General features: G+C 64.7%; 24 protein-coding genes. 7 read left to right on the forward strand and 17 right to left on the reverse strand.

Annotated features, from left to right (window positions below):
* Window positions 1-40: 40 nt before the first annotated feature.
* On the reverse strand, window positions 41-850 hold the full coding sequence (locus BST13_RS14345; RefSeq protein ID WP_083164700.1) for a hypothetical protein: 810 nt from the start codon (window positions 848-850) through the stop codon (window positions 41-43).
* A 432-nt stretch (window positions 851-1,282) separates the two neighbouring features.
* Between BST13_RS14345 and BST13_RS14350 the strand changes: the two genes are divergently transcribed.
* The 4 genes from BST13_RS14350 (at window position 1,283) to BST13_RS14365 (ending at window position 4,692) form a co-directional block, all read left to right on the forward strand.
* On the forward strand, window positions 1,283-1,573 hold the full coding sequence (locus BST13_RS14350; RefSeq protein ID WP_083164773.1) for a WhiB family transcriptional regulator: 291 nt from the start codon (window positions 1,283-1,285) through the stop codon (window positions 1,571-1,573).
* Window positions 1,574-1,772: 199 nt separating this feature from the next.
* Window positions 1,773-3,599, forward strand: a complete 1,827-nt coding sequence (locus tag BST13_RS14355) for a putative nucleotidyltransferase substrate binding domain-containing protein (RefSeq protein WP_245839622.1) — start codon at window positions 1,773-1,775, stop codon at window positions 3,597-3,599.
* Entirely contained in the window at window positions 3,592-4,248 is a 657-nt protein-coding gene (locus BST13_RS14360; RefSeq protein ID WP_083164702.1) for a 3'-5' exonuclease, read from the forward strand. Before BST13_RS14355 ends, BST13_RS14360 begins: the two co-directional genes overlap by 8 nt.
* A gap of 9 nt (window positions 4,249-4,257) precedes the next feature.
* On the forward strand, window positions 4,258-4,692 hold the full coding sequence (locus BST13_RS14365) for an OsmC family protein (protein WP_083164703.1): 435 nt from the start codon (window positions 4,258-4,260) through the stop codon (window positions 4,690-4,692).
* Window positions 4,693-4,716: 24 nt separating this feature from the next.
* Here BST13_RS14365 and BST13_RS14370 read toward each other — a convergent pair whose 3' ends face one another.
* From BST13_RS14370 to BST13_RS14385, 4 genes are read right to left on the reverse strand one after another with little or no spacing between them, the layout of a single operon-like run.
* Window positions 4,717-5,490: an enoyl-CoA hydratase gene (locus BST13_RS14370; RefSeq protein ID WP_083164704.1), complete on the reverse strand. Its 774-nt coding sequence runs from the start codon at window positions 5,488-5,490 to the stop codon at window positions 4,717-4,719.
* Between the two features lie 40 nt (window positions 5,491-5,530).
* A complete protein-coding gene (locus BST13_RS14375) occupies window positions 5,531-6,313 on the reverse strand; it encodes a bestrophin-like domain (protein WP_083164705.1) in 783 nt (260 codons plus the stop codon).
* Between the two features lie 23 nt (window positions 6,314-6,336).
* Window positions 6,337-6,699: a heme-binding protein gene (locus BST13_RS14380; protein WP_083164706.1), complete on the reverse strand. Its 363-nt coding sequence runs from the start codon at window positions 6,697-6,699 to the stop codon at window positions 6,337-6,339.
* A gap of 46 nt (window positions 6,700-6,745) precedes the next feature.
* On the reverse strand, window positions 6,746-7,021 hold the full coding sequence (locus BST13_RS14385) for a hypothetical protein (RefSeq protein WP_425437018.1): 276 nt from the start codon (window positions 7,019-7,021) through the stop codon (window positions 6,746-6,748).
* A gap of 589 nt (window positions 7,022-7,610) precedes the next feature.
* Here BST13_RS14385 and BST13_RS14390 point away from each other — a divergent pair.
* A complete protein-coding gene (locus BST13_RS14390; protein WP_142282791.1) occupies window positions 7,611-9,008 on the forward strand; it encodes a hypothetical protein in 1,398 nt (465 codons plus the stop codon).
* A gap of 15 nt (window positions 9,009-9,023) precedes the next feature.
* Here BST13_RS14390 and BST13_RS14395 read toward each other — a convergent pair whose 3' ends face one another.
* A complete protein-coding gene (locus tag BST13_RS14395; protein WP_083164709.1) occupies window positions 9,024-10,481 on the reverse strand; it encodes an FAD-dependent oxidoreductase in 1,458 nt (485 codons plus the stop codon).
* A gap of 206 nt (window positions 10,482-10,687) precedes the next feature.
* Between BST13_RS14395 and BST13_RS14400 the strand changes: the two genes are divergently transcribed.
* Both BST13_RS14400 and BST13_RS39735 read left to right on the forward strand, forming a co-directional pair.
* Complete coding sequence (locus BST13_RS14400) at window positions 10,688-11,869, forward strand: type I restriction endonuclease (RefSeq protein ID WP_083164710.1); 1,182 nt, start codon at window positions 10,688-10,690, stop codon at window positions 11,867-11,869.
* Window positions 11,870-12,479: 610 nt separating this feature from the next.
* Entirely contained in the window at window positions 12,480-15,239 is a 2,760-nt protein-coding gene (locus BST13_RS39735; protein WP_245839623.1) for a hypothetical protein, read from the forward strand.
* 409 nt (window positions 15,240-15,648) lie between these two features.
* Here the strand turns inward: BST13_RS39735 and BST13_RS14415 are convergent, their stop codons facing one another.
* The 11 genes from BST13_RS14415 to gad form a co-directional block, all read right to left on the reverse strand.
* Window positions 15,649-16,452 (reverse strand): DUF6414 family protein, encoded by an 804-nt coding sequence (locus tag BST13_RS14415; RefSeq protein WP_083164712.1) that lies wholly within the window; start codon window positions 16,450-16,452, stop codon window positions 15,649-15,651.
* A 318-nt stretch (window positions 16,453-16,770) separates the two neighbouring features.
* Window positions 16,771-18,390, reverse strand: coding sequence for a chaperonin GroEL (gene groL, locus BST13_RS14420; protein ID WP_083164713.1), 1,620 nt, complete (start codon window positions 18,388-18,390; stop codon window positions 16,771-16,773).
* Between the two features lie 82 nt (window positions 18,391-18,472).
* Window positions 18,473-18,775, reverse strand: a complete 303-nt coding sequence (gene groES / locus BST13_RS14425; RefSeq protein ID WP_029367666.1) for a co-chaperone GroES — start codon at window positions 18,773-18,775, stop codon at window positions 18,473-18,475.
* Window positions 18,776-19,010: 235 nt separating this feature from the next.
* Entirely contained in the window at window positions 19,011-19,478 is a 468-nt protein-coding gene (locus BST13_RS14430; protein WP_083164714.1) for a nuclear transport factor 2 family protein, read from the reverse strand.
* Complete coding sequence (tsaD, locus tag BST13_RS14435) at window positions 19,475-20,506, reverse strand: tRNA (adenosine(37)-N6)-threonylcarbamoyltransferase complex transferase subunit TsaD (protein ID WP_083164715.1); 1,032 nt, start codon at window positions 20,504-20,506, stop codon at window positions 19,475-19,477. The genes BST13_RS14430 and tsaD overlap by 4 nt, the downstream gene beginning before the upstream one ends.
* Window positions 20,503-20,967 (reverse strand): ribosomal protein S18-alanine N-acetyltransferase, encoded by a 465-nt coding sequence (gene rimI / locus BST13_RS14440; protein ID WP_083164716.1) that lies wholly within the window; start codon window positions 20,965-20,967, stop codon window positions 20,503-20,505. The genes tsaD and rimI overlap by 4 nt, the downstream gene beginning before the upstream one ends.
* Window positions 20,964-21,590 (reverse strand): tRNA (adenosine(37)-N6)-threonylcarbamoyltransferase complex dimerization subunit type 1 TsaB, encoded by a 627-nt coding sequence (gene tsaB / locus BST13_RS14445; RefSeq protein ID WP_083164775.1) that lies wholly within the window; start codon window positions 21,588-21,590, stop codon window positions 20,964-20,966. Before tsaB ends, rimI begins: the two co-directional genes overlap by 4 nt.
* Entirely contained in the window at window positions 21,587-22,054 is a 468-nt protein-coding gene (gene tsaE, locus BST13_RS14450; RefSeq protein WP_083164774.1) for a tRNA (adenosine(37)-N6)-threonylcarbamoyltransferase complex ATPase subunit type 1 TsaE, read from the reverse strand. The genes tsaB and tsaE overlap by 4 nt, the downstream gene beginning before the upstream one ends.
* Entirely contained in the window at window positions 22,047-23,159 is a 1,113-nt protein-coding gene (locus tag BST13_RS14455) for an alpha/beta fold hydrolase (RefSeq protein ID WP_083164717.1), read from the reverse strand. Before BST13_RS14455 ends, tsaE begins: the two co-directional genes overlap by 8 nt.
* Window positions 23,156-24,322 (reverse strand): alanine racemase, encoded by a 1,167-nt coding sequence (alr, locus tag BST13_RS14460; protein ID WP_083164776.1) that lies wholly within the window; start codon window positions 24,320-24,322, stop codon window positions 23,156-23,158. Before alr ends, BST13_RS14455 begins: the two co-directional genes overlap by 4 nt.
* Before the next feature lie 65 nt (window positions 24,323-24,387).
* On the reverse strand, window positions 24,388-25,767 hold the full coding sequence (gene gad, locus BST13_RS14465) for a glutamate decarboxylase (protein ID WP_083164718.1): 1,380 nt from the start codon (window positions 25,765-25,767) through the stop codon (window positions 24,388-24,390).
* Window positions 25,768-25,773 lie beyond the last annotated feature (6 nt).

Genomic DNA, 25,773 nt, shown 5'->3' on the forward strand with positions numbered 1-25,773 from the left:
GGTTGAGCTAAACAATAACGATCGGCGCGGGGCGACCGGATCAGTCGCCGGACCAGACCCCGCCTCTGCGACGCACTGTATCGGCGCTGACGTCGCGGATCGTGCCGACTTGCGCGGGTGAGTGGGCCGCACTGCCGATGTCGGCCAGCAGACAGGCTAGCGCCCATCGCAGCGGGACGAGACCGAGCTTCTCGGTGGCCGCCAGTGCGGCGTCCGCGACGACCCGGGCTCGGTCCGGCTGACCGGCACTACACAGCGCGGCCGCCAACACGACGTCGGACTTCACCGCGTGCCGCGCCGACGGGTATCCGGCGGCCGCCTCGACGCCGCGTTCGGCGTGGCTGACCGCCATGGCCCCGTCACCGCGCATCATCGCCAACTCCGCACTGACCCATGCCAGGCGCACCACCAGGCGCCCACGGCGCTCGCAGACCACCGAATCGGCCCGCTCCAGCAGCCGAGCCGACAAGGCGAACCGGCCGACTCCGAGTGCATCGGCGGCCAGGCCGATCAAGGCATCGGCCGGGGCCTCCGGATCTGCGGCATCCTCTCCCCCGCTGAGCGCCCACGCGCGGCCGTCGGCACCGCGCGCGCCGTTGTGACCGCCGAGCTGCCGCAGGAACGACGCCCGGGTGCTGAGGCTCAGCGACAGCAACGGCCCGGAGCCCACACTGCGCTCGATCACCGACAGCTCGGCCAGCGCGCTGGCGTAGCGCCCCTGACCGCCCGCGGCCACGGCGCGCAGCCATCGGTCTCGCGGTGTCTCCGCATTCGGCAGCGGCCAGCGGCCCGGCTCGTCTCCGAACGCGGCGTTCGCCAGCACGGTTGCTGCCTCGGTGGTGGTGCTCATCGGTTTGCGACGCTATCAACGTCGCGCAAATGCCGGGTCCACGGGAACCCGATACCGCGAGGTACGGATAAAAGATATTGCCGAATCGGCATTCGTTAACAATTGATGCCTGCAACGTTAATAAGACGTCAACTGCCGGGCCGCGACGATCAAAGCCTGGTGTTGCCACAGCCGCTTCGAACAGCGGAAACATCATCAGATCAGCGAGGCCATAACACAGTTCCCGCGGCGCACGCATCACAATGATGAACGTGATGTAAATTCTCGACCTGCGGATATGTCATTGAGCACACGCTCAGGCTATTGACGCGAATTAATGAGCGCCCCTAGTTTGTGTGCACGAGTAGTCATCGGCGACATGTGCTCAGTTCGGTACCACCAACTCACGCACGCTCAGTAATCGGAATGGGCGCGCAGAGAGGGGCTTCCTCCATGCCACAGCCGCAGCAGCTACCCGGACCCAATGCGGACATCTGGGATTGGCAGATGCAAGGACTTTGCCGGGGCGTCGATTCCTCGGTGTTCTTCCATCCCGACGGGGAACGCGGACGGGCCCGCGCCCAGCGCGAGTTGCGCGCCAAGGAGATGTGCCGCAGTTGCCCCGTGATCACGCAGTGCCGCTCGCATGCGCTGGCCGTCGCCGAGCCCTACGGCATCTGGGGTGGGCTCAGCGAATCCGAGCGCGAAATCCTACTGAAGCGCGGCGTCCGCCGAACCGCCTGACTTCAGCAAACGAGAAGGGCCCTCATTCCGCAATGGGATGAGGGCCTTTTGCTGCGCGCGGCCTACGAATATCTCCATCACCGATCAGAACCGACGCTGCCGGCCGAACTCTGAGGTCTACTGTGACGCAGTGCTTCGATGGCCAACCGGGCATCCCAACGCGACAGGAGGGTAGACCATCAAGGACATCGCCGACTTCTTGGCTGCCCACGATCCTTACGACCGCCTCGGCGAAAAGGACGTGAACCGGCTGGCCGCCACGGTCGAAGTCGAGTACTTCTCCGCCGGGACCGTCATCGTCCAAGCCGAATCCGACACGCTGCGGCGACTTTTCGTCGTCCGCACCGGCAGCGTCGAGGTCACCGACCGCGGACGCGTCGTCGACGTGCTCGGTCCCGGCGACACCTTCGGCCACATCTCGGTGTTCACCGGACAGCCGCCTCCGCTCACGGTGCGGGCCGCCGAGGACACGCTCTGCTATCTGCTCGACAATCCCCGCGATGTCCTCGAACACCCCGAGCGACTGTCCTTCTCGTACTACGGGGATCAGATCGCCCGTGCCCGGCTGATCTCCTCCGGCGGTACCTTCAGTCAGCTCGAGCGGCCCATCGGCGCCGTCATGCACCCCATCACCTGGTGTGAGCCTTCTGAGTCCATTCGTGACGTCGCGCGGCGGATGACCGACGACCACCGATCATGCGCGGTATTCCAGCGCGGCGACGACATCGGGATCGTCACCGACGACGACTTCCGCCGCAGGGTGGTCACCGGCGAGGTCGGCATCGACGCCCCCATCGACACCATCGCGTCCTTGCCCGCCATCGTCATGTCGGCCGACCGTACTGTCGGCGCGGGATATCTGCTGATGTACGAGCGCGGCATTCACCACCTCGTCGTCGTCGACGGCGCCAGCGGCAGCCCGGTCGGCATCGCCCGAGTGGTCGACATGGTGGCCGGCGAAGTCCGCCATCCGCTGGTGATCCGCACGGCAACGGGTGCGGCCGCCAATCTCGATCAATTGCGCGACGCCGCAGCCATGCTCACGCCCACCATGCTCGAGCTGTGGGACACCGGGGTGCCCGCCGATCACTTCGGATCGCTCCTGGCGGCGATGATCGAGGCGATCGTCGCCAAGGCCATCGAGCTCACCGCCACCTCACCGCCACTGCCCGACCTGGACTGCGCCTGGATGCTGCTCGGGTCGGTCGGCCGGCGGGAACCGCTGCCCAACTCCGACGTCGACAGCGCCCTGGCCTGGGTCACCCGCTCACCCGACGATGCCGAGCCCGACAGGGCGATCGTCAGCGCCGCAACCGAACCGGTGATGGAGGCCCTGGAAAGCTGCGGGCTGCGCACATGTCCGCAGGGGCTCAACGCGTCCTTCCCGTTGTTCAACCGGTCGGTGTCCGGGTGGCGGGCGGCGGCAGAACGCTGGCGCCAGAATCCGGGCAACGTCGGCGAACTTTTGTTGGCCGCAACCATGCTCGACGCGCGGCCGATCACCCGTCCCATCCTGACCCGTCCCATGCGCACCGCCCTGATCTCGGGGGTGGGACGCGCACAATTCACCCGCGCCCTGACCAGACTGTCCATCGCGAGCCGTCCCCCGCGGGGATTCGTGCGCGGATTCGTCGCCGACCACTTCGGCGAACACAAGAACCGCCTCAACATCAAAAAGGCCGGCATGCGCCCGATCGTGACCATGGCCCAGGCGCTGGCCTTGCAGACCGGGGACCTGAGCGGTTCCACCACCGATCGACTCGACCGGGCGCGCCGCGCAGGCCTGCTCAATGTCGACGACGCCGAATCACTCAAAACCGCCTTCACGCTGTGCTACCAGCTGTCGGTCGACACCCAGATGCGCGCATTGCGTGACGGCAAACCCATCGAACCGACGGTTGCTCCGTCCGATCTGGACAGCCTGGAATTGCGTCACCTGCGCGACGCTTTCCGCGTCATCGCCGCCGTACAGGACAAGCTGGCAGGCCGCTGGCCCTACGGACTCGGCGATATCGGCCATGCGTAACGTGCTGTCGCGCAAGTATTTCGACCGCAGGGACCGTGGCGGTACGCGGTCGTGGCGCGATGACGAACTGTGGGTGGTCGATCTGGAGACGACCGGGCTGAACCTGCGCAGCGACAAGATCATCTCCTATGGCGCCATCCCGATCCACCACGGACGCATCCTGATGGCTCGCGCCACCTACGGCCTGGTGCACATCGCCGAAGCCGTTCCAGCGCCCTCGGCCTGTATCCACGGCATCCGCACCCAGGACCTCGCCGCGGCACCGCCGATCAAAGATGCCGTCGCACAACTGCACACGCTCATCGGCGATCGCCCGATCATCGCCCATTGCGCCGTCATCGAACGCACGCTGCTGCGCCGTGCCTATCGCGGCTGTGGTCGGCGTCTGACCAATCAGTTCATCGACACCGCTCCGCTGGCCGCACGGGCCCTTCAAGTCCAGGTCAAGGAAGGTGCCATCTCGCTCGAATACGCGGCCACAAAGTTGGGCGTCCCCGTCCACACGCCCCATCACGCATTGGGCGACGCCGTCACCACCGCCAACCTGTTCGTGGCCCTGGCCAGTCGCCTGGAGCAACAGCTCGGCACGACGCCGCTGAGCACGGCTGCGCTCATCGAGACCTCGACCCACCAAAAACACGAGAAGTAAGGACCTTCCATGGCAACGACCGATGTAACCGTCACCGAAACCGGCCCGGGAACCTACACGCAGGAGATCACCGCCGGACGCCACCAGTTCCTCGCCGATGAACCACTGCCCGTCGGTGACGATGCGGGCCCGAACCCGTACGACTTCGTCCTCGCCGGGCTCGGCGCCTGTACCTCGATGACGGTGCGGATGTACGCCGACCGCAAGGGCTGGCCACTGGAACGTGTCCGCGTGACCCTGCGGCATTCCCGTATCCACGCCAAAGACTGCGCCGAATGCGAGACGAAACTCGGAATGCTCGATCAGATCGACCGCGAGATCGAGTTGATCGGCGACCTCGACGACGACCAACGACAAAGGCTGATGGCCATCGCCGAACGCTGCCCGGTGCACCAAACCCTGACCTCGGAGGTCCGCATCAGCACGACCGCGGTGACGCCCTGAGCGAGGGTCTCAGCCATCTCGTCCTCACCAGCTGGGCGGGCGCTTCTCGATGAAAGCCTCGACGCCTTCTAGTGCGCTCGGATCCATCATGTTGCACGCCATCGTCGTGGCCGCGTCGTCGTAGGCGGCTTTGATCCCGACCTCGATCTGGCGGTAGAACAACGCCTTACCCATGGCGATGGCGACCGCGGGCTTGGCCACGATGCTCGCGATCAACGCCTCCACCTCGTCGTCGAGCGCCTCGGCCGGCACCACCCGGTTGACGAGACCCAATGATCGCGCCTGCTCGGCGGAGATGAAGTCGCCCGTGACCAGCATCTCGAAGGCTGCCTTACGGGGCACGTTGCGGGACAACGCGACTCCCGGGGTCGCGCAGAACAGTCCGACGTTGACACCGCTCACCGCGAACCGCGCATCATTGCTCGCCACCGCGAGATCGCACATCGCGACAAGCTGGCAGCCCGCGGCGGTCGCAATACCGTGCACCCGTGCGATCACCGGCACCGGCAGCTGTTGGATCGAGAGCATCACCGCGGTGCATTGCGCGAACAGTTGCTCGTAGTATTCACGCGACGGTTCGGCGCGCATCTCCTTGAGGTCATGGCCCGCACAGAACGCCTTACCCGACGCCGCCAGCACCACGGCGCGCACCGCGTCATCGGTGGCCAGCCCGTCAATCGCCTCGCCCAGCGCCGTGAGCATCGCCTCCGACAACGCGTTGAAGGTCCGGGGCCGGTTCAACGTCAGCGTCACGACCCCGCGATCGTCGCGGTCCTGCAGCAGCAACGGTTCGTCCATGTCCTCGCCGACGCTAGCACCAGCCGCGCCTGCCCGATGGTCAGTTGCCGCCGTCGACCCCGTCGAAGACCTGTAGGACGTAGTCGAATGAGGCCGGGGTGACACCGAGTTCACGCCCGAACGGGTGGTCGAGGCAGAAGATGAGGAAGAGCAGCAAGCCCAGGAGTACGGCGATCGCACTCGACAAGAACATGTGATTGAGCGGGTTGCTGAGGTGAGTGAAGCCGATCAACCCCATCAGCAGGACGGCGCCGAACAACAGTCCACTCCACAACAGCCCCGGAATTCGGGGCTTGGCATCCAAGATCCTGGTATTGCGTTGGGACGTCAGCACATTGAGTTGCTGGCGCATTTCGCCATTGACCGGATTCGCGGACGACGGTTGCTGCTGACCGAGCATCCGGTACATGTCGGTGATCGCGGTCCGCGCCGCGGCGCTGGGCGCGCCGTCTCCGCGACTCCCCCACTCGGCTCTCGCCGCAGAGGTGTACTCGCGCAACAGCTCACGCATCGGGGCCTGCTCGGGCGGCGGCAGGCTGACCGTCTGCCGGTACATCGTTGCCAGGGTGGACGATTCATTGGTGACGTTCGCCTCGGCGGAGGAGAACTGCTCCCACGCGACGACGACGGTGAAACCCAGCAGGGCACCGTAGACCAGGGCGACGGTCGTCAAGAACGGCGACAGGGACCCGGTGTGCTCTTTGGAATCAGGTCGGTATGTCGTCTTGTTGGCCACCCAGACACCGCAGACCGCCAGGTAGACCGATGTGGCGAGCACCGCGGCCAGGAACAGCCATAAGCCTGTCAGGCTCAGTCCGCCCATTGCTCACGCGCTACTGGGACGGGTCAGGGGGTTGGCGGCAGCCCGCAGCGATCGCGGAAGTCGACCGAAGGCTGCCTGATCCGCTGAAGATCGTCACGGACCGTGGGATTGGCGTCCAGATAACTCTGGACCTTGTCGCGGATCTGATCCTTGGGTTGGCCCTTGAGACCGGTGAAGAAATCGTTGACGTCGGGATGCTCGGTCAAGTAGTTCGACGTGTCGAACGTGACGCCGGACATGACGCGCGCCAATTCGGCGGCCGTGCACGGAGGCGGCACCGGCGGGTCAGCAACAGCGGTCGCGGCACCGAACAGCGCCAGACCGGTCAGCGCACCGGCAGCGATCGCGGCACTCAGTGCGCGGTGTGTGTGTCGGGTTGTCAACATATGTGGCTCCTTCAGGCAGGTGGTCGACACTTCACGAAGCAGGTCCTCAACGTGGGCCGATACCACCACCCCCGCCGGGACGCCCCGGACCACCAGGGCCACCGGGACCACCGGGACGCCCTGGGTTCCAGACGATTCCGAGATCCCAGTCGTTACCGCAGTACCAGTCGTATTCACACGGATAGGGAACGACAGGTGTGGCAGCTACCGGTCCGCCGTCGGCACCGCGCACATCCCCCTGCGCGCAGACCGTGGCGTAGCCCGAACTCGTGCAATCAGCCTTGGCTGTGGGAGTCCCCGCGATGAACCCGACCGGCACCATCGCCACGGCTACTCCGAAAACCAGGCAGCGCTGTATAACTCGCACGTCGCTTCCCCTCTTCTGCAGTCAGGAAGGCCAGACGACCCGAATGCACTGAGGCTATACGGCAGCTACGGCGCAGGGATACAAAATCGACGGAAACGTAAACCGGTATGGCAATTGTGTTTCTCAACGCAACGAATTCGGCGTAGAACACAAGCACGAGAACAACTCCGACCCATGAGGCCGCCGCCCCTGCCGGTTCGCCGGCACCTCACGCGCGGGTATCGGTAGACCCGTGACAGTGGAAGTATCCGGCCCGTCGACCGCCGTGCAGTCCACAACACTACGCAGGGACGCCGTGCCCCGAATTGCGCGCTACCCGGCAGCGAAAACCGTTCGGTCGCACCATGTCTCGTCACCCATTCCCGGCCCGGCGAGTTCCTGGCCGCGAGTCCTGACGGATCCGCAAATTTAATCCGAACCGGGCATAGTAACGGCCCGTTGACAAAAATCGAACGCCAGCTGCATATTAAGGTGCTGTTAGTTAAGTCACACTCGATCCTCGCTATCAGCAGCTAACACCAGAGCTCGTTGCGGGGTGACGGTCATGATCGTTACGCATAGTCGCCGAATCGTCGTCGTGTGTTCGACGGTCGTGCTCCTGATAAGCGTCATGGGCGGTGCGATCGCCTCCGCGGATCCCGAGCCCGACTCCACCTCAGGTGCCGCGCAGGCGAACTCCAGCGGTTCGGTCCGCGACGCCGCTGCCACCGTAGACCGCAATGTCACGAGCACGGCGGTTTCGGGAGCGACCGCCGACAAGTCCGGTTCAACACTCTCCGCGCAGACCAACACATCCGCTCAACCGGTGGACAACACAACCAGCGCAGACCACACCGTCACGACCACGACGGCATCCGGCACCGGCCCCAACAAACCCACTTCCACGCTCTCCGCGCAGACCAACACGTCCGCTCAAACGGCGGACAACACAACCACCACCGCCGGGACCACCAAAGATCCGACCAGCGCCGACCACACCATCACGACTACGACGGTGTCCGGCATCAGCCCCGAGAAACCCAGCTCAACACTCGCGGCGGAGGCGACCACATCCACGGCATCAGCCTCATCAGATACCTCCGGCCAACCTGCAGCGCACGCGACAACCCTCACCGATGGGGCGCAGAGCGCGCCCGCCCAGACCCCGACCGTTCCACTTTCGATTCCGGCCAACGAGCCGTCGATATCGTCGACGCCGGCCACTGCGGCGTCTGTCCTCGACACTGGCGTCGCCACGGCGATCACTGGAGCCGCTACACCGGCCAAGACACCGACACCTCAGTACGCCATCGCCTATTTCCTCCGGACATTGGCGGTAGCCACCGATGTCGTCCAGGCCATCATCCAGCTACCGGCAGATGTCTCCGCCGCGCTCGGCATCGTGTGGGCCGCACCAGGTGCCTGGGTCGCAGCTGGTGGCTCGGTCGCACCCGGCGTCGAGGTCCGCCACGTGCTCGTGTCCGCTCCAGACGGTGGGCTCGTGACCCTGGTCGCTCCCTCGCGCCTGCTGGAGGCCGGTTTATCAAGCGACGCCGGCCGCGCCCCGACGATCGGTTTCAGTGGCGTAGAGGTGGACCCCGGGATCATGCTGTTGGCCTCGATGCAGCCGCAGTCGCCTGCAGCGGCGCTCGCCCAGGCGATCCATCCACATCACTCGGCACGGGGCCTGATCGCCGACGCAGTCACCGCCGTTGCGGTGTCGATATGGGCGCTGCTGTACTCGGCATTGTCGGGTCTGGGCGGCATGCTGTCCTTCGGCGCAGTCGGCGTGCGGATCGGTTATCGCCAGTCCAGCGCCGGAATCGCGTTGCACAGCCCCGAATTGGCGCGTTTCGCGCGACCCGGACCTATCGGCGTCGTTCGTACCGGTTCACTGGTTTCCGTTCACATCCGCAATTGCGATGCCGACCGCACGACGCGGCACCTCCGACGCGTCGCCTAGGAACACCCCGCCGCATCAGAAGTTCAAACCGGAGAACATGACCCGCCCTGGGTCATATTTCTGCCGCACGGCGGCCAGCCGAGAGAGATTGGTGCCGAAATACCGCGACGCGGGCTGGTTGGCCTCGAGATAGTTCACGTAACCGCCGACCGAATACGGTGCCACCGCTTGGTGAGCGGTGCTGAGCCAGTTGGCTGCTGCTGCAGGCGAACCGGAGGTCTCCACATACCACTGGACCAGAGCCGACTGCCGCCGCCATGGGAATGCGGTGTCCCCCGGCCCCACCGTGGCCAGCGCACCGTCGAGGGCATGCATGATCACCAACGGCCGACCGGCGCCCGCGGGAAAGGCATTGAACGCCGCGGCGATCCCTTGAGCCGCGGCCGGCGTGATCGACGGGAAGACGTCGGATCCTCCGACATAGCCCAGCGGTGAGGGGTTGAGATTGTTGACGGCCAGATACTGCACCAGGTCCAGGTAGTTGAACGTGTGTTTCTCCACCGACATCGGTTGCAGTCCCACCGCTTTGGAGACAGCGGCCGCCGCGGCGTCGCCGGAGCCGGCCGGACAGGTCGCCAGGATGCGACAGTGCGCGCCACCTGGATCGGTGATGGTGTCGGCCAGGGCCCAGCTGCTGCGGTCGGCCGTACGCAGCCAGTTCTGCCACCCGAGGAGAACCTGCGCGAACGACTCCAACGGGAAATGAAGGCCCACGGCGTCCACGTCGCTGGTGGGGAACGTGGCGAAGGTCAGCGCCGTCGTCACACCGAAATTGCCGCCGCCCCCACCCTTGAGCGCCCAGAACAAATCCGGATGCTCATTGGCCGACGCGACGACACCAGTACCGCCGGGCAACACCACCGTCGCCGACACCAACTGATCACACATCAGGCCCGCGTGCCGCGACTGCGCACCCAACCCGCCACCCAGGGCGTGCCCGGCCGCGCCGACCGTCGGGCAGGTGCCCGTCGGGATCCCCCGACCATTCGCGGCCAGAGCCTGGTGGATGGTGTACAGACCGGTCGCCGGCGTCACCGTGACATGCCCGGTGGCGGCGTCGTAGTTGACGCCGCCAGGCAGTTGGCGCAGGTCCAGGATCATGGCGCCGGTCGCCGTCGACGCGCCCACGTAGGAGTGTCCGCCGCCACGCGGGGCGACCTTGACGTTGTGGGCCGCAGCGAAGGCCATCGCCTGTTGCACCTCGGCCGCCGAGGTCGGGGTGACGATCGCAGCAGGTGCGAAGTCATTGAAGTTGGTGTTGAAAACGGCTTTGGCCGAGGCGAATTGCCCGTTGTCCGGCAGTATCACCGGGCCTTTGATCGCGGTGGCGAGATCGCCCCAACCGGAGGATGCTCCGGGTTCGGCACCCGCGCGGTTCGTTCCGAACACCGCCGAAGTGGCCACCGCCCCGACGGCGCCCCGCAGGAATGTCTGACGCGAGATCCCACGCGGTGACTCCCGCGGTTCCGTCATGCCCGAATTCTTGCCCAGCTCGCATCAAAACCGGCTCCACCGCAACATGTGTCGCGGTATCGGTCCGATAACCGATTCGCCTCCAACGGGATACGTAGGCGCGGGATTTTATGCGAGGTCCCCGGCCACTAGACCCAAAACCCCGCGCGTAAGCCCACAGGAGATCTACAGTCTTCCGTCAGGAACTACACAGTCAAGGGGTCGCAATGTCGTTCTCGGAGAGCCTCGCAGTCATCGCCAAGAAAATCCGCGACATGAAGGCATCGGTGGAGACAGAGGAGGCAACGAAGAACGCGTTCATCATGCCGTTTATCTCCACCGTGCTGGGATACGACGTTTTCAACCCGTCAGAAGTAATTCCGGAGTTCACCGCAGACGTGGGGGTCAAGAAAGGTGAGAAGGTCGACTACGCGATCTTCAAAGATGGCCAGGTACAGATCCTCATCGAATGCAAGAAGATCGGTGACCCCTTGGATCTGCGCTACGCGTCACAACTGTTTCGCTACTTCGCGGTCACTTCTGCACGCATCGCCATCCTTACTAACGGCCAGGAGTACCACGTCTACACGGATGGCGATATGCCGAACCGGATGGATGAGAAACCCTTCCTCGTATTCGATCTGCACGATATTGACCGCACTCTGATTCCTGAGATTCAAAAGCTGTCCAAGGAGTCGTTCGACATCGATTCCGTTGTGAGTGCGGCCGAGGAACTGAAGTACATCGGCGGCATCCGCAGAGTCATCGCTGCGGAAGTCAAGGAGCCGTCCGACGAATGGGTGCGGTTCTTTGTTTCGAAGCTCTACGAGGGCAGAACCACGCAGCGAGTCATTGATCAGTTCCGCCCCCTTGTAACCAAGGCGCTGAACCAGTACGTCGGTGATCAGGTGAACAGCAGGCTGAAAACCGCACTAGGTGACGATGCGCCCGATCCCACCCGGATGCCGGAACCACGACCGGCGCCCCTCGCGGCGGGGCCAGACACTCCAATTCCGTACGTCCCGGAACCCGATGCGACACCAGATCCAGACGTCGTCACCACAGATGAGGAGTTGGAGGGGTTCAACATCGTGCGGGCCATCGGCGTTTCGGAGGTGGCACCGGAGCGAATCGTCTACCGCGATTCCAAGAGCTACTTCGCCGTGCTGCTGGACGACAACAACCGGAAGCCGATTATCCGATTGAATCTGAATGGCAAGAGCGTGAAGTTCGTGACCACCTTTGAGCAGGGGAAGGATGCCGGAGTTCGCCGAGACATTGCATCGGTCGTCGATATATACAAAGTTGCAGCCGAACAGATTCGACAGGCCATCCGCAACTATGAAAACGGCGCAACCACCGGTGGCAGCGCCGCCGCTGGCACATTGGCCGCAGTGCCGGACCTCTGACCTTCGCGTGACTCGCTGCACCGTTGAGAATTATCGGGGGTTGGGAGAGATTCTCACCGAGGATGATCCAAGGTGGCACTTGGGGTGTCCTGTCGGCGTCCTCGACAACGGCAAGGCCAGCACCCGGGCGTATTGGGAGGGCCGAGCCGCCAAAGCGGGCTACACGCTGGCCGCGCTTCTCGGAGAGTAATAACGACGTACTGCCAGCGTCGTGCATGACTATGCGCTTCCATGCATGATCGACTTGGAAACCCGTACATGATGGCGCGGCCGCATAACCGCACGGTCAGAAAGGGGCCGTGGGGGCATACCCCCTGGGGTGGCCGACCAGGCAAGAAGACGGCGAAAGACCTGGACACGCACGCGCCGGTCACAAAAGAGCAGGCCAGGCCAAAGCACACCAGTGCTCCCGCTCTCTACCTCCACATACCGGTGCTCACCTGCATCCCCAGAACACTCCATACCCGCTCATAACCCACACCCCGCCCTCGCCTCTCCCCCGGAGCGGACCAATTGGGCGTCAACACGCCGCGATTTGTCCCTCTGGGCTGCTAACTTCGCAGGCGCTGATCGTTGTCTCGATAGCATGCACTACACGGGGCGGGTCTTTATGACGACAACTGACGGTGGCACAAACGCTGCATACGGTTTCAACTTCCAGTTCGTGACCACGGCGGAGTACTTCTTACGTCACCTTCGCGAGAATCTCGACAGAGTCGGCACCATAACCCTGCACATCGAATCCGCGTCCCTGGGTGATTCGCAACAACACGACGACATAGTTGACTTCGCCATTGAGGTGGACGAAACGATCGACACGCGGACGCAGGTGAAGGCGTCGCGCGTAGGGCGGGAACTGATCCCATCCGAAGCGAAGGAAGTGTTCGAAGAACTTGACGACGGAAAAGTTCCCAATGTCCGGCTGCACACGAATAGGCCCTTGTCTCCCAAGCTGGAGAAGGCATCCCGGATCGTCCGTGAAGATGGCCAGACCGTCGAATACGCAACGACTGAGGTCGACAGTGAGCGCCCTGGCTGCGGAACCATCGCAGTCGACTCAAGGACCATTGCTGAATTGACTGACGCTCTTGTCGAACTTGTGAGGAAGTTCCGGGCTGAAAATAAGAGGAGCCAAGGCCGCGTCAGCTGCCGAATCGTGGCGGTGGTCCTTCTGCACAAGATCTTCAGTGCGGCTGCTGGTGAGGCCAAACGCAGGTTGACTGCTCTTGAAATCATCGACTCGCTGTCAATGCCGGATCGCGAGATTGCCGAGGCAGCAGGCGCATTTGACTGGGGAGTCCCTGTTGCCGGGATTCCTACTTTCCAAGCGACGGTCCCCCGGCTAACGCTGTTGGAGCAAGTCCATACGATCGTTCAGCAGAGGATGCAGGATTCAAATGGGCGCACACCATCCGTTGCGATCCTGGCGGGCCGGACTGGCAATGGAAAATCCGCTCTGGCAGCTGACTACTGCCACATCGAGCACAACACATTCAGCGAGATCCTGTGGATCGATTCGCGCGCTCCATCGATTACGGCTGCACGCGTCCGCTCACTCACGCACGACCTGACCGGGAAGGATTTCGGCGAAGGCGCAGATGCTTCAACGGACTTCGTGGGCGCACTCGCAGCGCGCCCTGGCCCGTGGTTGGTCGTGTTCGACAACGCTCCATCCATGCTGGCTTTGCAGAAATACATGCCAACCATGGGTAACGGTGCCGTCGTCATCACGACGACGAACAGCACCGGTAGCTGGTTCCCGCGGGCACAGATGCTGCCAGTCGAGGAGTTCACCGAGGAAGAAGCAGTCGCCTGCTTCGCAAGTTATGCGGATCTGCCCGAGGGGTACGACCAGGAGACGGTTAAAGGAATAGTGTCGCGTCTTGGCCTCGTCCCGCTGGCCGTAAGTATGGCTGGAGTCTATTTCCGGAATGCCGAGGGTGCACTAGACGAACGATCAAGCAACTACTTCGAGAAAATCGAAGCCCTCGACGACATGAGGGCCATTCCAGCAGGGTTCGATCTGACGGCATTTCAAGCCATCAAATTCGCCGTTGATCACCTCGGACAAGGGCTGATTTCGGACGAGGAGCGAAACCGCGCTACAGGAATTCTCGAACACGCCGCGCTGCTCGCTCCGGAGCTGCTCCCGTTGAATTTTATTATTGCGGCTTCGCCCGAGGTGGGGAGTATTGATCTCACCGACCGACCAAGTCCCGCGTTTGTCGACCCGAAAATATCTCGAAGCGTAATTTCAACATTTCGCACTCAGAGCATCGCCCAGAGGGTCATGAATGTCGGTGACGCGGGAAACCAAAACGCGGCGAGTGAAACGATCGCAATCCATCCGCTCGTGCACGAGATCTTGCAGATTTCCTACCTCGATCGCCTGCGGCCTGGCGAACTTCAGAGCCATGCCATAATGCTGATGCATCAGCTTTTCGGCTGGATCGAGGGCTTGCGGTCAGATCTTGAGTTTTTTGCTGTCGACCAGCTACTACTACACGCCGAGGCGCTACTCAAACTTCTGGAAAGCCAGGAACCGCTGTCGAGTGCGAGCGAGCAACACAGCCGAATCTTTGGATATTGCAAGGCGATGCTGCACCTCGAGCTTGGAAAGTGCTACTGGGCGCGAGGCGACGCGACAGGGGCCGTCCAGATGTCGAAACGAGCTATTGAGACTTTGCAAGGGCTTCCCAAGAACCCGCTCACCATGAAGCTGGCGATTGATGCCATCTCGTCTATAGTCATGGACCTCTCGAACGCCGGCGAGTCGGTGGAATACGTCGAGGGATTCGCCAAAATGGCAACCGCTCTCATTTTGTCCGTCAATGTCGCGGCAGCAAGTGACGACCTTCGGTCATTCGTATTCGAACGGGCCAAATCAGTTCGAGCATTTCTAAAGAAGCGCACCGAATACTTGGCGGTTCCGGCCATTCAACAAGCTGTGGCGGCCCTCGATGAGTATATCGCGCTTGACACCAGCGGGACCGTGAGCATGCAGGATTTAATGGATAGAGTCAATGACTTCATAGAGGCGGACAATTACGACGCTGTAAAGGAGATGATTCCGAACCTCCTTGAAGGTTCACACGACTATGACCGCATCATTGTCGAGTCCATAGAGGTGATCGCTCAGTTGCACCTCAACGAATTCGATGCAGCCGGTGCGGGCATCGACATACTACTCTCTTTCCAGATGCATCAGGAATACATGGCGACACCCCTTATGCAGGGTTTGGGGAAGGTTTATCAAGCACTTATGGCGCTGCGTACGCAACTCCCCCCAGCAATCTCCGCGCGTATCCAGCCGGTCTACGATCGGACCATGCAGTTATGGGAACTAGTAGACAAACGATCGAGCCGGTAGCCCGCGCGAGTAGATCCCTATTTCGCTTGACTCGGGCAAGGTCCCACCAGTCGGCAGCGGCTGGCTGCGAAAGCGGCCAAGCGCGCGAAGCGGTACCGACCGAGTGAACGACACCCGGGTAGCAGCTAAGGCCGGGTCCAGGCTCCGGGGCAGAGGCGGGTCGGGCTTCGGCTCGACCCGCTCTCGATCCCCCTCCGACAGTGCCGCTGTCTCGGGAGGTCAACACGACTCCCCGGGGTATCTCCAACATCTGGGTCCGATGTGATATTTGATCCCATCGCGTTCGCGGAGGTGCTGCAAGCGTTGTTTGCAGCAACTCTGCGACCTCGGCAGGGCATCCCGTCGGTCATCCGTTATTTGTCAACGGATCGCGTCGAACGAGATACGACGATTACGTTATTACCCGCCACTAGCGATAGATCGCAATTATGTCCAGCTCTAATGCTGGCCCAGCAATTTCGTTGTTCAGTGGATTCGATGTATCTGCGGGGCCGGAGGACTTTGACATCCCCTTCATCATTTGAATTGCTTCGCTATTGACCAGCTTGCGCGTTTGGCCGTATGGCACTATTCGTTTGATCTTCCCGACGATGATAAGGCGTTCATTATCGATGTCCTCCACTCGGAGGTGATCGCTATAGAGCGGACCGTAGACGGACCAGTTCGTAGACGAGTAGTCACGGCCCACGGCGATCCGACTTAAGTTCAAACTGTCGAGTAGTTGGCGGACAACTTCCGTCTGCGCTTTAATCTGTTGGACCTTTTGGGCGTCGAAGTTCCCGTCTCCCGTTTTGAGCCCTACTTGTCCGGCTGAGGCGAGAAGTTCCATGATCCCGACCATCTGGACACCACCGCCCCCTCGCGCCGCGAGTCGCGACCCCTGGTCGATGTCAACATCACATTCCCAGGCGATTGTCTCGCCAACCTGAGCCGAGGCGAAGTCGGTATTTGGGTCTACGACGTCGATCCATGCGATTGTGTCGGGGTCATCGTTAGCGACCGCTAGAAGCCTTTGAAATTGGGCTTCGGGCGGGTATGACATGGTCCATTCGTGATCGTCAGAATCTCCCACTTCGGCTTTACCGCCGACGAACTTGAGGGTGATCTGGCCGGACTTCGACCGCCTCTTAACCAGGTGAACCTTGGTTTCGGCGATGAGACCGCCGTCGATTTGCGCCGCAAATCCTTCTAGAGTGGGCTTGTCCAGGTACACGAATCGAATGAGCAATGCTGCCCCTCTCCACAGTCGGCGGAAACACCGGCTAGTGGTTGCAATGTATCGCAGGGCCGACCTTATGACTCCAAGCTGAGATCGGTAATACTCCCGGTTCTTTGTCGTGCCATCCACGTCGGGGCCGCCGGAGTTGAGACCGATCGAAGTAGCTACGTTCGCCCTTGCGGACCAGCACCCACCGCAGACCGGCGTCTATGTAGAGCTGCCGACGCTCAGTCGTACCAAGCCGCATTCTCGGCCCCAGACGCAAAACACCCCCGGTCTCAGGACCGGGGGTGCTCCGTAATAGTGCCTGATCTAGTGGGCGTGCCCGTGATGGCCGTGGCCGTGATCGGCCTCTTCGGCGGGCTTGTCCACGACGGCGGTTTCGGTGGTCAGGATCATCCGGGCCACCGATGCGGCGTTGAGGACTGCCGAGCGGGTCACCTTGGCCGGGTCGACGATGCCCTCGGCGACCAGGTCGCCGTAGGCCAGCGTCGCGGCGTTGAAGCCCTGCCCGTTGCCCAATTCGCTGACCTTGTTCACCACGACCGAGCCGTCGAGGCCGGCGTTGGTGGCGATCCAGTACAGCGGGGCCGACAGTGCCGACGAGAACACCTCGACACCGATGGCCTCGTCGCCCTTGACCTCGCCGCGCAGCTTGTCGAGAGCGGCGCGAGCCTGCACGAGTGCGGCGCCACCACCGGTGACGATGCCCTCTTCGACCGCGGCCTTGGCTGCCGCGACGGCGTCCTCGACCGCTTCCTTGCGCTTCTTGAGGTCGGTCTCGGTGGCCGCGCCGACCTTGATGACCGCGACGCCGCCGGCCAGCTTGGCCAGCCGCTCCTGCAGCTTCTCGCGGTCCCAGTCGGAGTCGGTGGTCTCGATCTCGGACTTGAGCTGCTTGACCCGATCGGCCACGGCGTCCTTGGAGCCGCCGCCGTCGACGATCACGGTGCTGTCCTTGCTGACCACGACGCGTCGCGCCGAACCCAGCACGTCCAGACCGGCCTCGCGCAGCACCAGGCCCACGTCGGGGTTGATCACCTGGGCGCCGGTGACGATGGCGAGGTCCTCCAGGAACGCCTTGCGACGGTCACCGAAGAACGGCGCCTTGACCGCGACGGCCTTGAGGGTCTTGCGGATGGCGTTGACGACCAGGGTCGACAGCGCTTCACCTTCGACGTCCTCGGCCACGATCAGCAGCGGCTTGCCTGCCTCGGCGACCTTCTCCAGCAGCGGCAGGAGGTCGGGCAGCGAGCTGATCTTGTCGCGGTGCAGCAGCACCACGGCGTCCTCGAGCACTGCTTCCTGCAGGTCGAAGTCGGTGACGAAGTAGGCCGAGATGAAGCCCTTGTCGAAGCCGACGCCTTCGGTGATCTCCAGCTCGGTGTTGAGCGTCGAGGACTCCTCGACGGTCACCACGCCGTCGTGGCCGACCTTGGTCATGGCCTCGCCGACCAGCTCGCCGATCTGCTCGTCACGCGAGGAGACTGTGGCGACCTGTGCGATGGCGGTCTTGTCGGACACCGGCTTGGCGGCGGCCAGCAGGGCCTCCGAGACCGCGTCGGCGGCCTTGCTGATGCCGGAACCGAGTGCGATGGGGTTGGCACCGGCGGCGACGTTGCGCAGCCCGGCCTTGACCAGAGCCTGCGCCAGCACGGTCGCGGTGGTGGTGCCGTCACCGGCGACGTCGTTGGTCTTGGTGGCGACGGACTTGACCAGCTGGGCACCGAGGTTCTCGAATGCGTCTTCCAGGTCGATCTCGCGGGCGATGGTGACACCGTCGTTGGTGACCTGCGGTCCACCGAACGCCTTGGCGAGCACCACATTTCGGCCGCGCGGGCCCAGGGTCACCTTGACGGCGTCGGCGAGCTTGTCGACACCGGCCTCCATGGCACGCCGCGCAGTTTCGTTGAACTCAATCTGCTTGCTCATAGATGTCTTTCCTTATCACGCATACCGCCCCGGACATCGCCCGTACGCGTACGGGGATCTCCGGGGCGGGACACGAGTGCTTTTACTTGGAGACGACAGCCAGCACGTCGCGGGCCGACAGGATCAGGTACTCCTCGCCGTTGTACTTGATCTCGGTGCCGCCGTACTTGCTGTAGATGACGGTGTCGCCCTCGGCAACGTCCAGGGGGATCCGCTTCTCGCCGTCCTCATCCCAGCGGCCGGGGCCAACTGCGACGACGGTGCCTTCCTGCGGCTTTTCCTTGGCGGTGTCAGGGATGACCAGACCGGAAGCGGTCGTGGTCTCGGCCTCGTTGGCCTGAACGAGGATCTTGTCCTCGAGTGGCTTGATGTTGACTGCCACGATGGAAGCCCTCCACTTGTCGGGGTGTGGATCCGGGGGGATCCCCAGATGCCGTTTAACAGGTGTTCGTGGCATACGTCCGTGCCCTCGCTCCGTCGTCGCGGGTGCCGGCGCTGGGGTTGGCCGCGTGCCACCTAGCACTCTATACATGCGAGTGCTAGCACTCAAGGTTGGACCGTGACTATTCGGCGGCCTGTTCGTCCACGGCGAACACGGGGCAGGTGAACGGGGCCCGCGATCACCTCTGATAGGCGCTCGGATCGATCATCAGATGCGCTGACACGTCCCCGACCATCTCCACGTCGACCTTTCGCTCGGTGAAGCGCCAGCCGTGGTCGTCGCGGGCGAACGCATCGAAGTAGCGCCCCACCACGATGGGTTGCAGAGGTAGCGTCACCGAGCCCCCGGGAACGTTCTGGATCACGACGAAAGTCGATCGCGCCGTTGCCTGCCCGCCGTCGATCTCGACGATCGGGTTGAGCACAAGGTGCCGGGTCCGCGGAGTGTTGCCGTGTTCGGGATACCGGCGGGTGGTCGTGGCGAAGAGTTTCGCGATGTTCTCGGCGCCTGACGTGGCCGGCGATGCGGTGCCACCGAACGTGGCCCTGGCGAGCAGTTGCCCGACACCGTCGAAGTCACCGGCGTCGATGAGTTCGGCATAGCGGTAGAGCAGCTCGGTGATCTCCAGCTTGTCTGCCGGGCTCATGCCACCTGCCCCCGCACCACGGGCAGTCCGGGATCGCTCGCGGCATCTAGCGGTGAGGGCCGGGCCCCGGCGGCGATCAGATGCGCGGCGAACGACGCGATCATCGCGCCGTTGTCGGTGCACAACCGCGGGCGCGGCACACGCAGAATCAAACCTGCTGCAGCACAACGCTCTTCGGCCAGTTCCCGCAACCGCGAGTTCGCGGCCACCCCGCCGGCGATCAACAGTGTGGAGACGCCGAGGTCGGTGGCCGCGCGCACGGCCTTACGCGTCAACACATCGGCGACCGCCTCCTGGAACCCGGCGGCGATGTCGGCCTTGATCTCATCGGCATGCGCCGCCTCCTTCTCCCAGTACCGCGCCACCGCGGTCTTCAGGCCCGAGAAGCTGAACACGTACGGGTCGTCGCGCGGCCCGGTCATCCCCCGCGGGAAGACGATGGCGTCGCGGTTGCCGGTGCGGGCGAGGTCGTCGAGCACCTTGCCGCCGGGATAGCCGAGCCCGAGCAGCCGGGCCACCTTGTCGTAGGCCTCACCGGCTGCGTCGTCGACGGTGCTGCCCAGTTCGACGATCGGCTCCCCCAGCGACCGGACATGCAGCAGGTGCGTGTGTCCGCCGGAGACCAGCAGCCCGACGCTCTCCGGCAGCGGCCCGTGGTCGTAGACGTCGGCCGCCAGGTGCCCGCCGAGATGGTTGACCGCATAGAACGGTACGTTCCAACCTGCCGCGTAGGCCTTGGCGGCCGCCACGCCGACCAGCAGCGCCCCGGCCAGTCCGGGACCGATGGTGGCGGCGACAACGTCGGGGCGCTCGATGCCCGCGGTGTCGAGGGCGCGTCGCATGGTCGGGCCGAGCGCCTCGAGGTGGGCGCGCGACGCGATCTCGGGGACGACGCCACCGAACCGGGCGTGCTCGTCGACGCTGGAGGCGACTTCGTCGGCAAGCAGCGTGATGGTTCCGTCGTCAGCGAGTTCTGCGATGCCGACTCCGGTTTCGTCACACGAACTTTCGATGGCCAGGATGATCATGATGGGCTCCCCGCAGGAAGGCGTTGCATGGTGTAGGCGTCGGCGCCACTGGCCCGGTAATACCGTTTGCGCAGACCGATATTGACGAATCCGACGCTCTCGTAGAGCTTGATCGCCGGCACGTTGTCGGTGCGCACCTCCAGGAAAACCACTCCCCCCGCGGCGAATTCGAGCATGCCGTCCAGTAGCCGACGGCCGATGCCCTGACCTTGGAAGTCGGGATCGACACCGATGGTGTGCACTTCGTACTCGTAAGGGCGGACCCGGCCCAGGCGGGAGATCCCGGCATAGCCGACCAGGCGTCCCTCGCTGCGCGCAGCGATGTAATGGTTGTGCTTGGCGGCCAGCTCGGCGAGGAACGCCCGTGCCGGCCAGGGGTCGTCCCCGGGGAACAACTGGGATTCCAGTTCCGCGCAGCGGTCCGCGTCGGCCTTGGTCAGGGCGTCGTACGTGATGGTCATTTCCGCACCGCCACAGACGGTTTGGCATCAGGCCGCCGCAGGTACAGCGGAATCAGCGGCGCCGGTTGGGTCCAGTCCCCCACCGCCGCGACGAGGCCGTCGGGCGTCGGGTACACCGGATCCAGGCGCGGCAGGGCGAACAACGCCGCGTGCTCCGGCGATCCGGCCACCTGCTCCGCCCCTTCCGGTACGTCGGCGGGTGCGTTGACGGCCGGGCCGTCCACCCGCAGCCCGTCGCGATAGCGCGCCCAGTACACCTCGCGGCGACGGGCGTCGGTGACCACAAGGACCTCACCTGAGGTGCGGACCCCGATGGCATCGAGGCTGCAGACGCCGTACACCGGGACAGCGAGGGCATGCCCGAACGCCGCGGCGCTGGCCATGCCGACCCGCAGACCGGTGAACGGGCCGGGACCGCAACCGACGACGACTCCGTCAAGGTCGGCCACCGTCAGCCCAGCGTCGCTCAGCGCACCGAGCACATTGGGGGTGAGTTGCTCGGCGTGTGCTCGGGGGTCGACGGTGACGCGTTCTGCCAGCGTCGTCACGGCTCCGTCGTCGGCACGGCGGACCACCCCGGCGCTGACCGCAGGGGTGGCGGTGTCGATCGTCAGCAGATTCATGGCGCGTTCCACTGCCAGGTCACGGTGCGGACCTCACTGTCGGGATCACGGTCGATCCGGATGTCGAGATGGTGATCGGACAATCGCTCGGCCAGACCCTCGCCCCACTCGACCACCACGACGGCATCTTCGAGATCGGTGTCGAGGTCCAGCGCGTCGAGTTCACCGAGCAGGTCGGCGCCGGCATGGTCGAGCAGCCGGTACATGTCGACGTGGATCATCGCGGGCCGGTCGGCCTGGCGGGCCCGGTGCACCCGGGCCAGTACGAAGGTCGGCGACACCACAGGCCCCTCGACATCCATCGCCTGGGCAATCCCCTTGGCCAGCACCGTCTTTCCGGCACCCAACGGCCCGGACAGCACCACGACATCCCCGGCGCGCAGGCCGGCGCCCAGCGTCGCGCCGAGGGCGATGGTGTCGTCGGCGGTGGACGGTTGCGCGGTACCCGCGGTGCGCTCAGTCATGGGGCCGGACCCGGTCACGCACCCGCCGCGACAGCGTGACCAGTTTGGACGGGGTGGCCCGCTGGACCAGGCCGACCAATGCGTCGTCGATCACCTCGGGCTCCTCCAGTTGAACCAGGTGGCCCGCACCCCCGACGATCACCAACTCGGATTTGGGGAGCTGCGCGGCCATGGCCTCTGAGTATTCCATCGGGGTGAGCAGGTCCCGGTCGCCGCACGCGATCAAGGTGGGCACCCGGGCGAGCACGGGGAGCGCCGCGGACTCGTCGTGCACCTCGAGTGCATGCAGGAACTCCACCAGCGTGGCGATCGGCGTGCTGTGCATCATCTGCTCGGAGAACTCCACCACGCTCGGGCTGATCTTCTCGTCACCGTAGGACGCGGCACGCAGGATCGGACCGATGACCGACCGCGCGGCACCACGCGTGCGATGCACGGTCTTCGGGGCGTATCGCGCGGCGAACCGCACGGCCTCCAGCGCCGGGTTACGCAGGATCTCGCCGAGCGGCGACCGCGTCACCCCTTCGGCTGCCGAAGCGATCAGCGCGGCACCGACCACCCGCGACGGGTAGCGCTTGGGGAACTGCCGGGCATGCGACAACACCGTCATGCCACCCATCGAATGGCCGACCAATACCACCGGCCCGCGCGGAACCGTCACCGCCAGTACGGATTCCAGGTCTTGACCGAGCTGCTCGACGGTGTAGGTGTCGGGGTCCGATGTTCCCGACTGGCCGTGGCCACGCTGGTCGTAGAACACCATGCGCACCTGCGGGCCCCACTGTTCGGCCAACCGGGCCCGCTGAAAGTGGAAGGCGCCCATCTGAAGACAGAACCCGTGCGCGAACACCACGGTCAGCGGCGCGTCGAGCGGCCCGACCTCCCGCACCGCGAGCGGCACCCCGTCCGCGGTGGTGACGACCGAGCTGCGGTCGGCGTCGAGAAGGCGGAAATTCTCACCGGCGTACGGGTCGTCTTTGAGGACCCGACGCCCCAGCGACCGCGCCACCGAGGCACCGGCGACGGTGCCGACCGCGGTCAGCCCCGCTGCGCCCGCCAGCCAGCGGGCCCGGTGATGATGCTCATCGGAGGCGCGTTCGCTCAATGGCTCTCGCCCGAAACGTAGCTGCGGACGACCCGGCCGCGCGGGCTGGTGACGATCTCGTAGTGGATGGTGTCGAGCAGATCAGCCCAGTCCTGCGCGGTGGATTCGCCCTGGGTACCGGGCCCGAACAGGATCGCGTCGTCGCCCTCGGTGACATCGGACGCATCCGGCCCGAGGTCGACGACGAACTGGTCCATGCAGACCCGCCCGACGGCGCGCCGCAGTTTGCCCTTGATCAGCACATCGATCCGGCCACTGAGGGCCCGGTAGACACCGTCGGCATAACCGAGCGGCAGCAGCGCCAGGGTGGTGTCACGGTCGGCGACCCACATGTGACCGTAGGACACCCCGTCCCCCGCTCGGACCGAACGCACCAGTGTCACTGGGCATTTCAGTGTCATCGCGGGCCGAAGGCCCACATCTCCGCGGTCCGGGACGGGGTTCAAGCCGTAGACCGCGACGCCGGGCCGCACCATGTCGAACGCCAGGTCCGGCCGGGTCAGCGCGGCCGGTGAGTTGCTCAGATGGGCGATCTCGACCGGCACACCGTGCTCGCGGGCCTGGTCGCGCATCTCGGTCAACCGCTGTGCCTGCAGGTCGTTGAACGGGTGCTCGGGTACGTCGCCGTGCGCCAGGTGGCTCATGATCCCGCGCACCCGGATCGCACCGTCGGTGTGTGCGCGGTGCAGTGCGGTGAGCATCGCGGGATAGTCGGCGGGACCCACCCCGTTGCGGCTGAGCCCGGTGTCAACCTTCACCGTCACGGTGGCGGGGTGACCGACCTGAGCGACCGCCGCGAGCACCTCGTCGAGTTGGCGCACCGACGACACCGCGACCTGGACATCGGCCGCGACGGCCGGGGCGAAGTCGGTGCCTGGAGTGTGCAGCCACGCCAGCACCGGCGCCGTGATGCCGGCGGCGCGCAGCGCCAGTGCCTCGCCGACCGTGGCGACGCCGAGTTCGGCGGCCCCGGCGGCAAGCGCGGCGCGGCCGACCTGAGCGGCCCCGTGCCCGTAGCCGTCGGCCTTGACCACCGCCATCACCTGCGCCGGCCCGGCCAGCTCGCGCAACACGCCTACGTTGTGCTCGACGGCGCCGAGATCCACCACTGCCTGCGGCGTGGTGTGCGGGGTCAGGGGGGTCGTGAGTTCAGTCGTCTGCATCGTCATAATCACCGCCCGCCATTGTCCCAGAAACGGCGAGCGGCCCCACATGGGAGCGGGCGCGGTCAGTGCGTGAAGGGCTGCACGCGGTCGAAGAAACCACCCGGCTTGAGCTCGTCAAGGTGGCCCAGGGCCGTGATCATGTCCTCTTTGAGGGCCCGGGCCAGGTCGGCCGAGAAACCCTCCCGGACCACGATCCGCAGCACGACGACGTCGGATGCGTCGTCGGGCATGGTGTAGGCGGGCACCTGCCAGCCGAACGCGCGCAGCGCCTGCGACACGTCGAACTCGGTGTACCCGGGTTCGCCGCTGAGCCGGAAGCTGATCACCGGGATGGCCGATCCGTCGGAGATGATCTCGAAGTGCTCGCTGGCCCGCAGCTCGTCGCCCAGCCAGCGCGCGGTCTGTGACAGGCACTGCATGACCTGGGTGTATCCGGCCCGGCCCAGGCGCAGGAAGTTGTAGTACTGGCCCACCACCTGGTTGCCTGGCCGGGAGAAATTCAGGGTGAACGTCGGCATGTCGCCGCCGAGGTAGTTCACCCGGAACACCAGGTCTTCGGGCAGGTGGTCTTTGCTGCGCCACACCACGAATCCGATGCCCGGGTAGGTCAGCCCGTACTTGTGCCCGCTGACGTTGATCGACACCACCCGGGGCAGCCGGAAGTCCCACTGCAGGTCGGGGTGCAGGAACGGCACCACGAAGCCACCGCTGGCGGCGTCGACGTGCACCGGGACATCGACACCCCCGCCGGCCGCCAGCTCGTCCAGCGCCGCGCAGATCTCGGCGATGGGTTCGAGCTCACCGGTGAACGTGGTGCCCAAGATGCCCACGACGCCGATGGTGTCCTCGTCGACCGCGCCCAGCACCTGTTCTGGGGTGATGACGTAGCGGCCCTGCGCCATCGGCAGATATCGGGGTTCCACGTCGAAGTAGCGGCAGAACTTCTCCCACACCACCTGGACGTTGGACCCCATCACCAGATTGGGGGTCCGGCCCTTCCACCCGTCGCCCACCTTTTCGCGCCAGCGCCACTTCAGGGCCAGGCCCGCCAGCATGACGGCCTCACTGGATCCGATCGTGGACACCCCGGTGGCACTCGCCGGGTCGTCGTCGCGCAGGTCTTCGGCATGGAAGAGGTCGGCGACCATGTTCACGCACCGAGTCTCGATGGCCGCGGTCGCCGGGTACTCGTCCTTGTCGATCATGTTCTTGTCGAACGTCTCCGCCATCAGCTTTCCGGCCTCGTCGTCCATCCAGGTGGTGACGAAGGTCGCCAGGTTCAGCCGTGAGCTGCCGTCGAGCATCAGCTCGTCGTGGATGAACCGGTAGGCCGCAGCGGGTTCCATCGCGTCGTCGGGCAGGCGCAGCGCCGGGACCGGCGCCATGTCCAGTCGTCCAGTGTAGGCCGGGGCGACCTGGGCGTGGGAATGCTTGCGGGACATGGTGTT

The organism is Mycobacterium aquaticum, assembly GCF_002086485.1.
GTDB classification, from domain to species: domain Bacteria; phylum Actinomycetota; class Actinomycetes; order Mycobacteriales; family Mycobacteriaceae; genus Mycobacterium; species Mycobacterium aquaticum.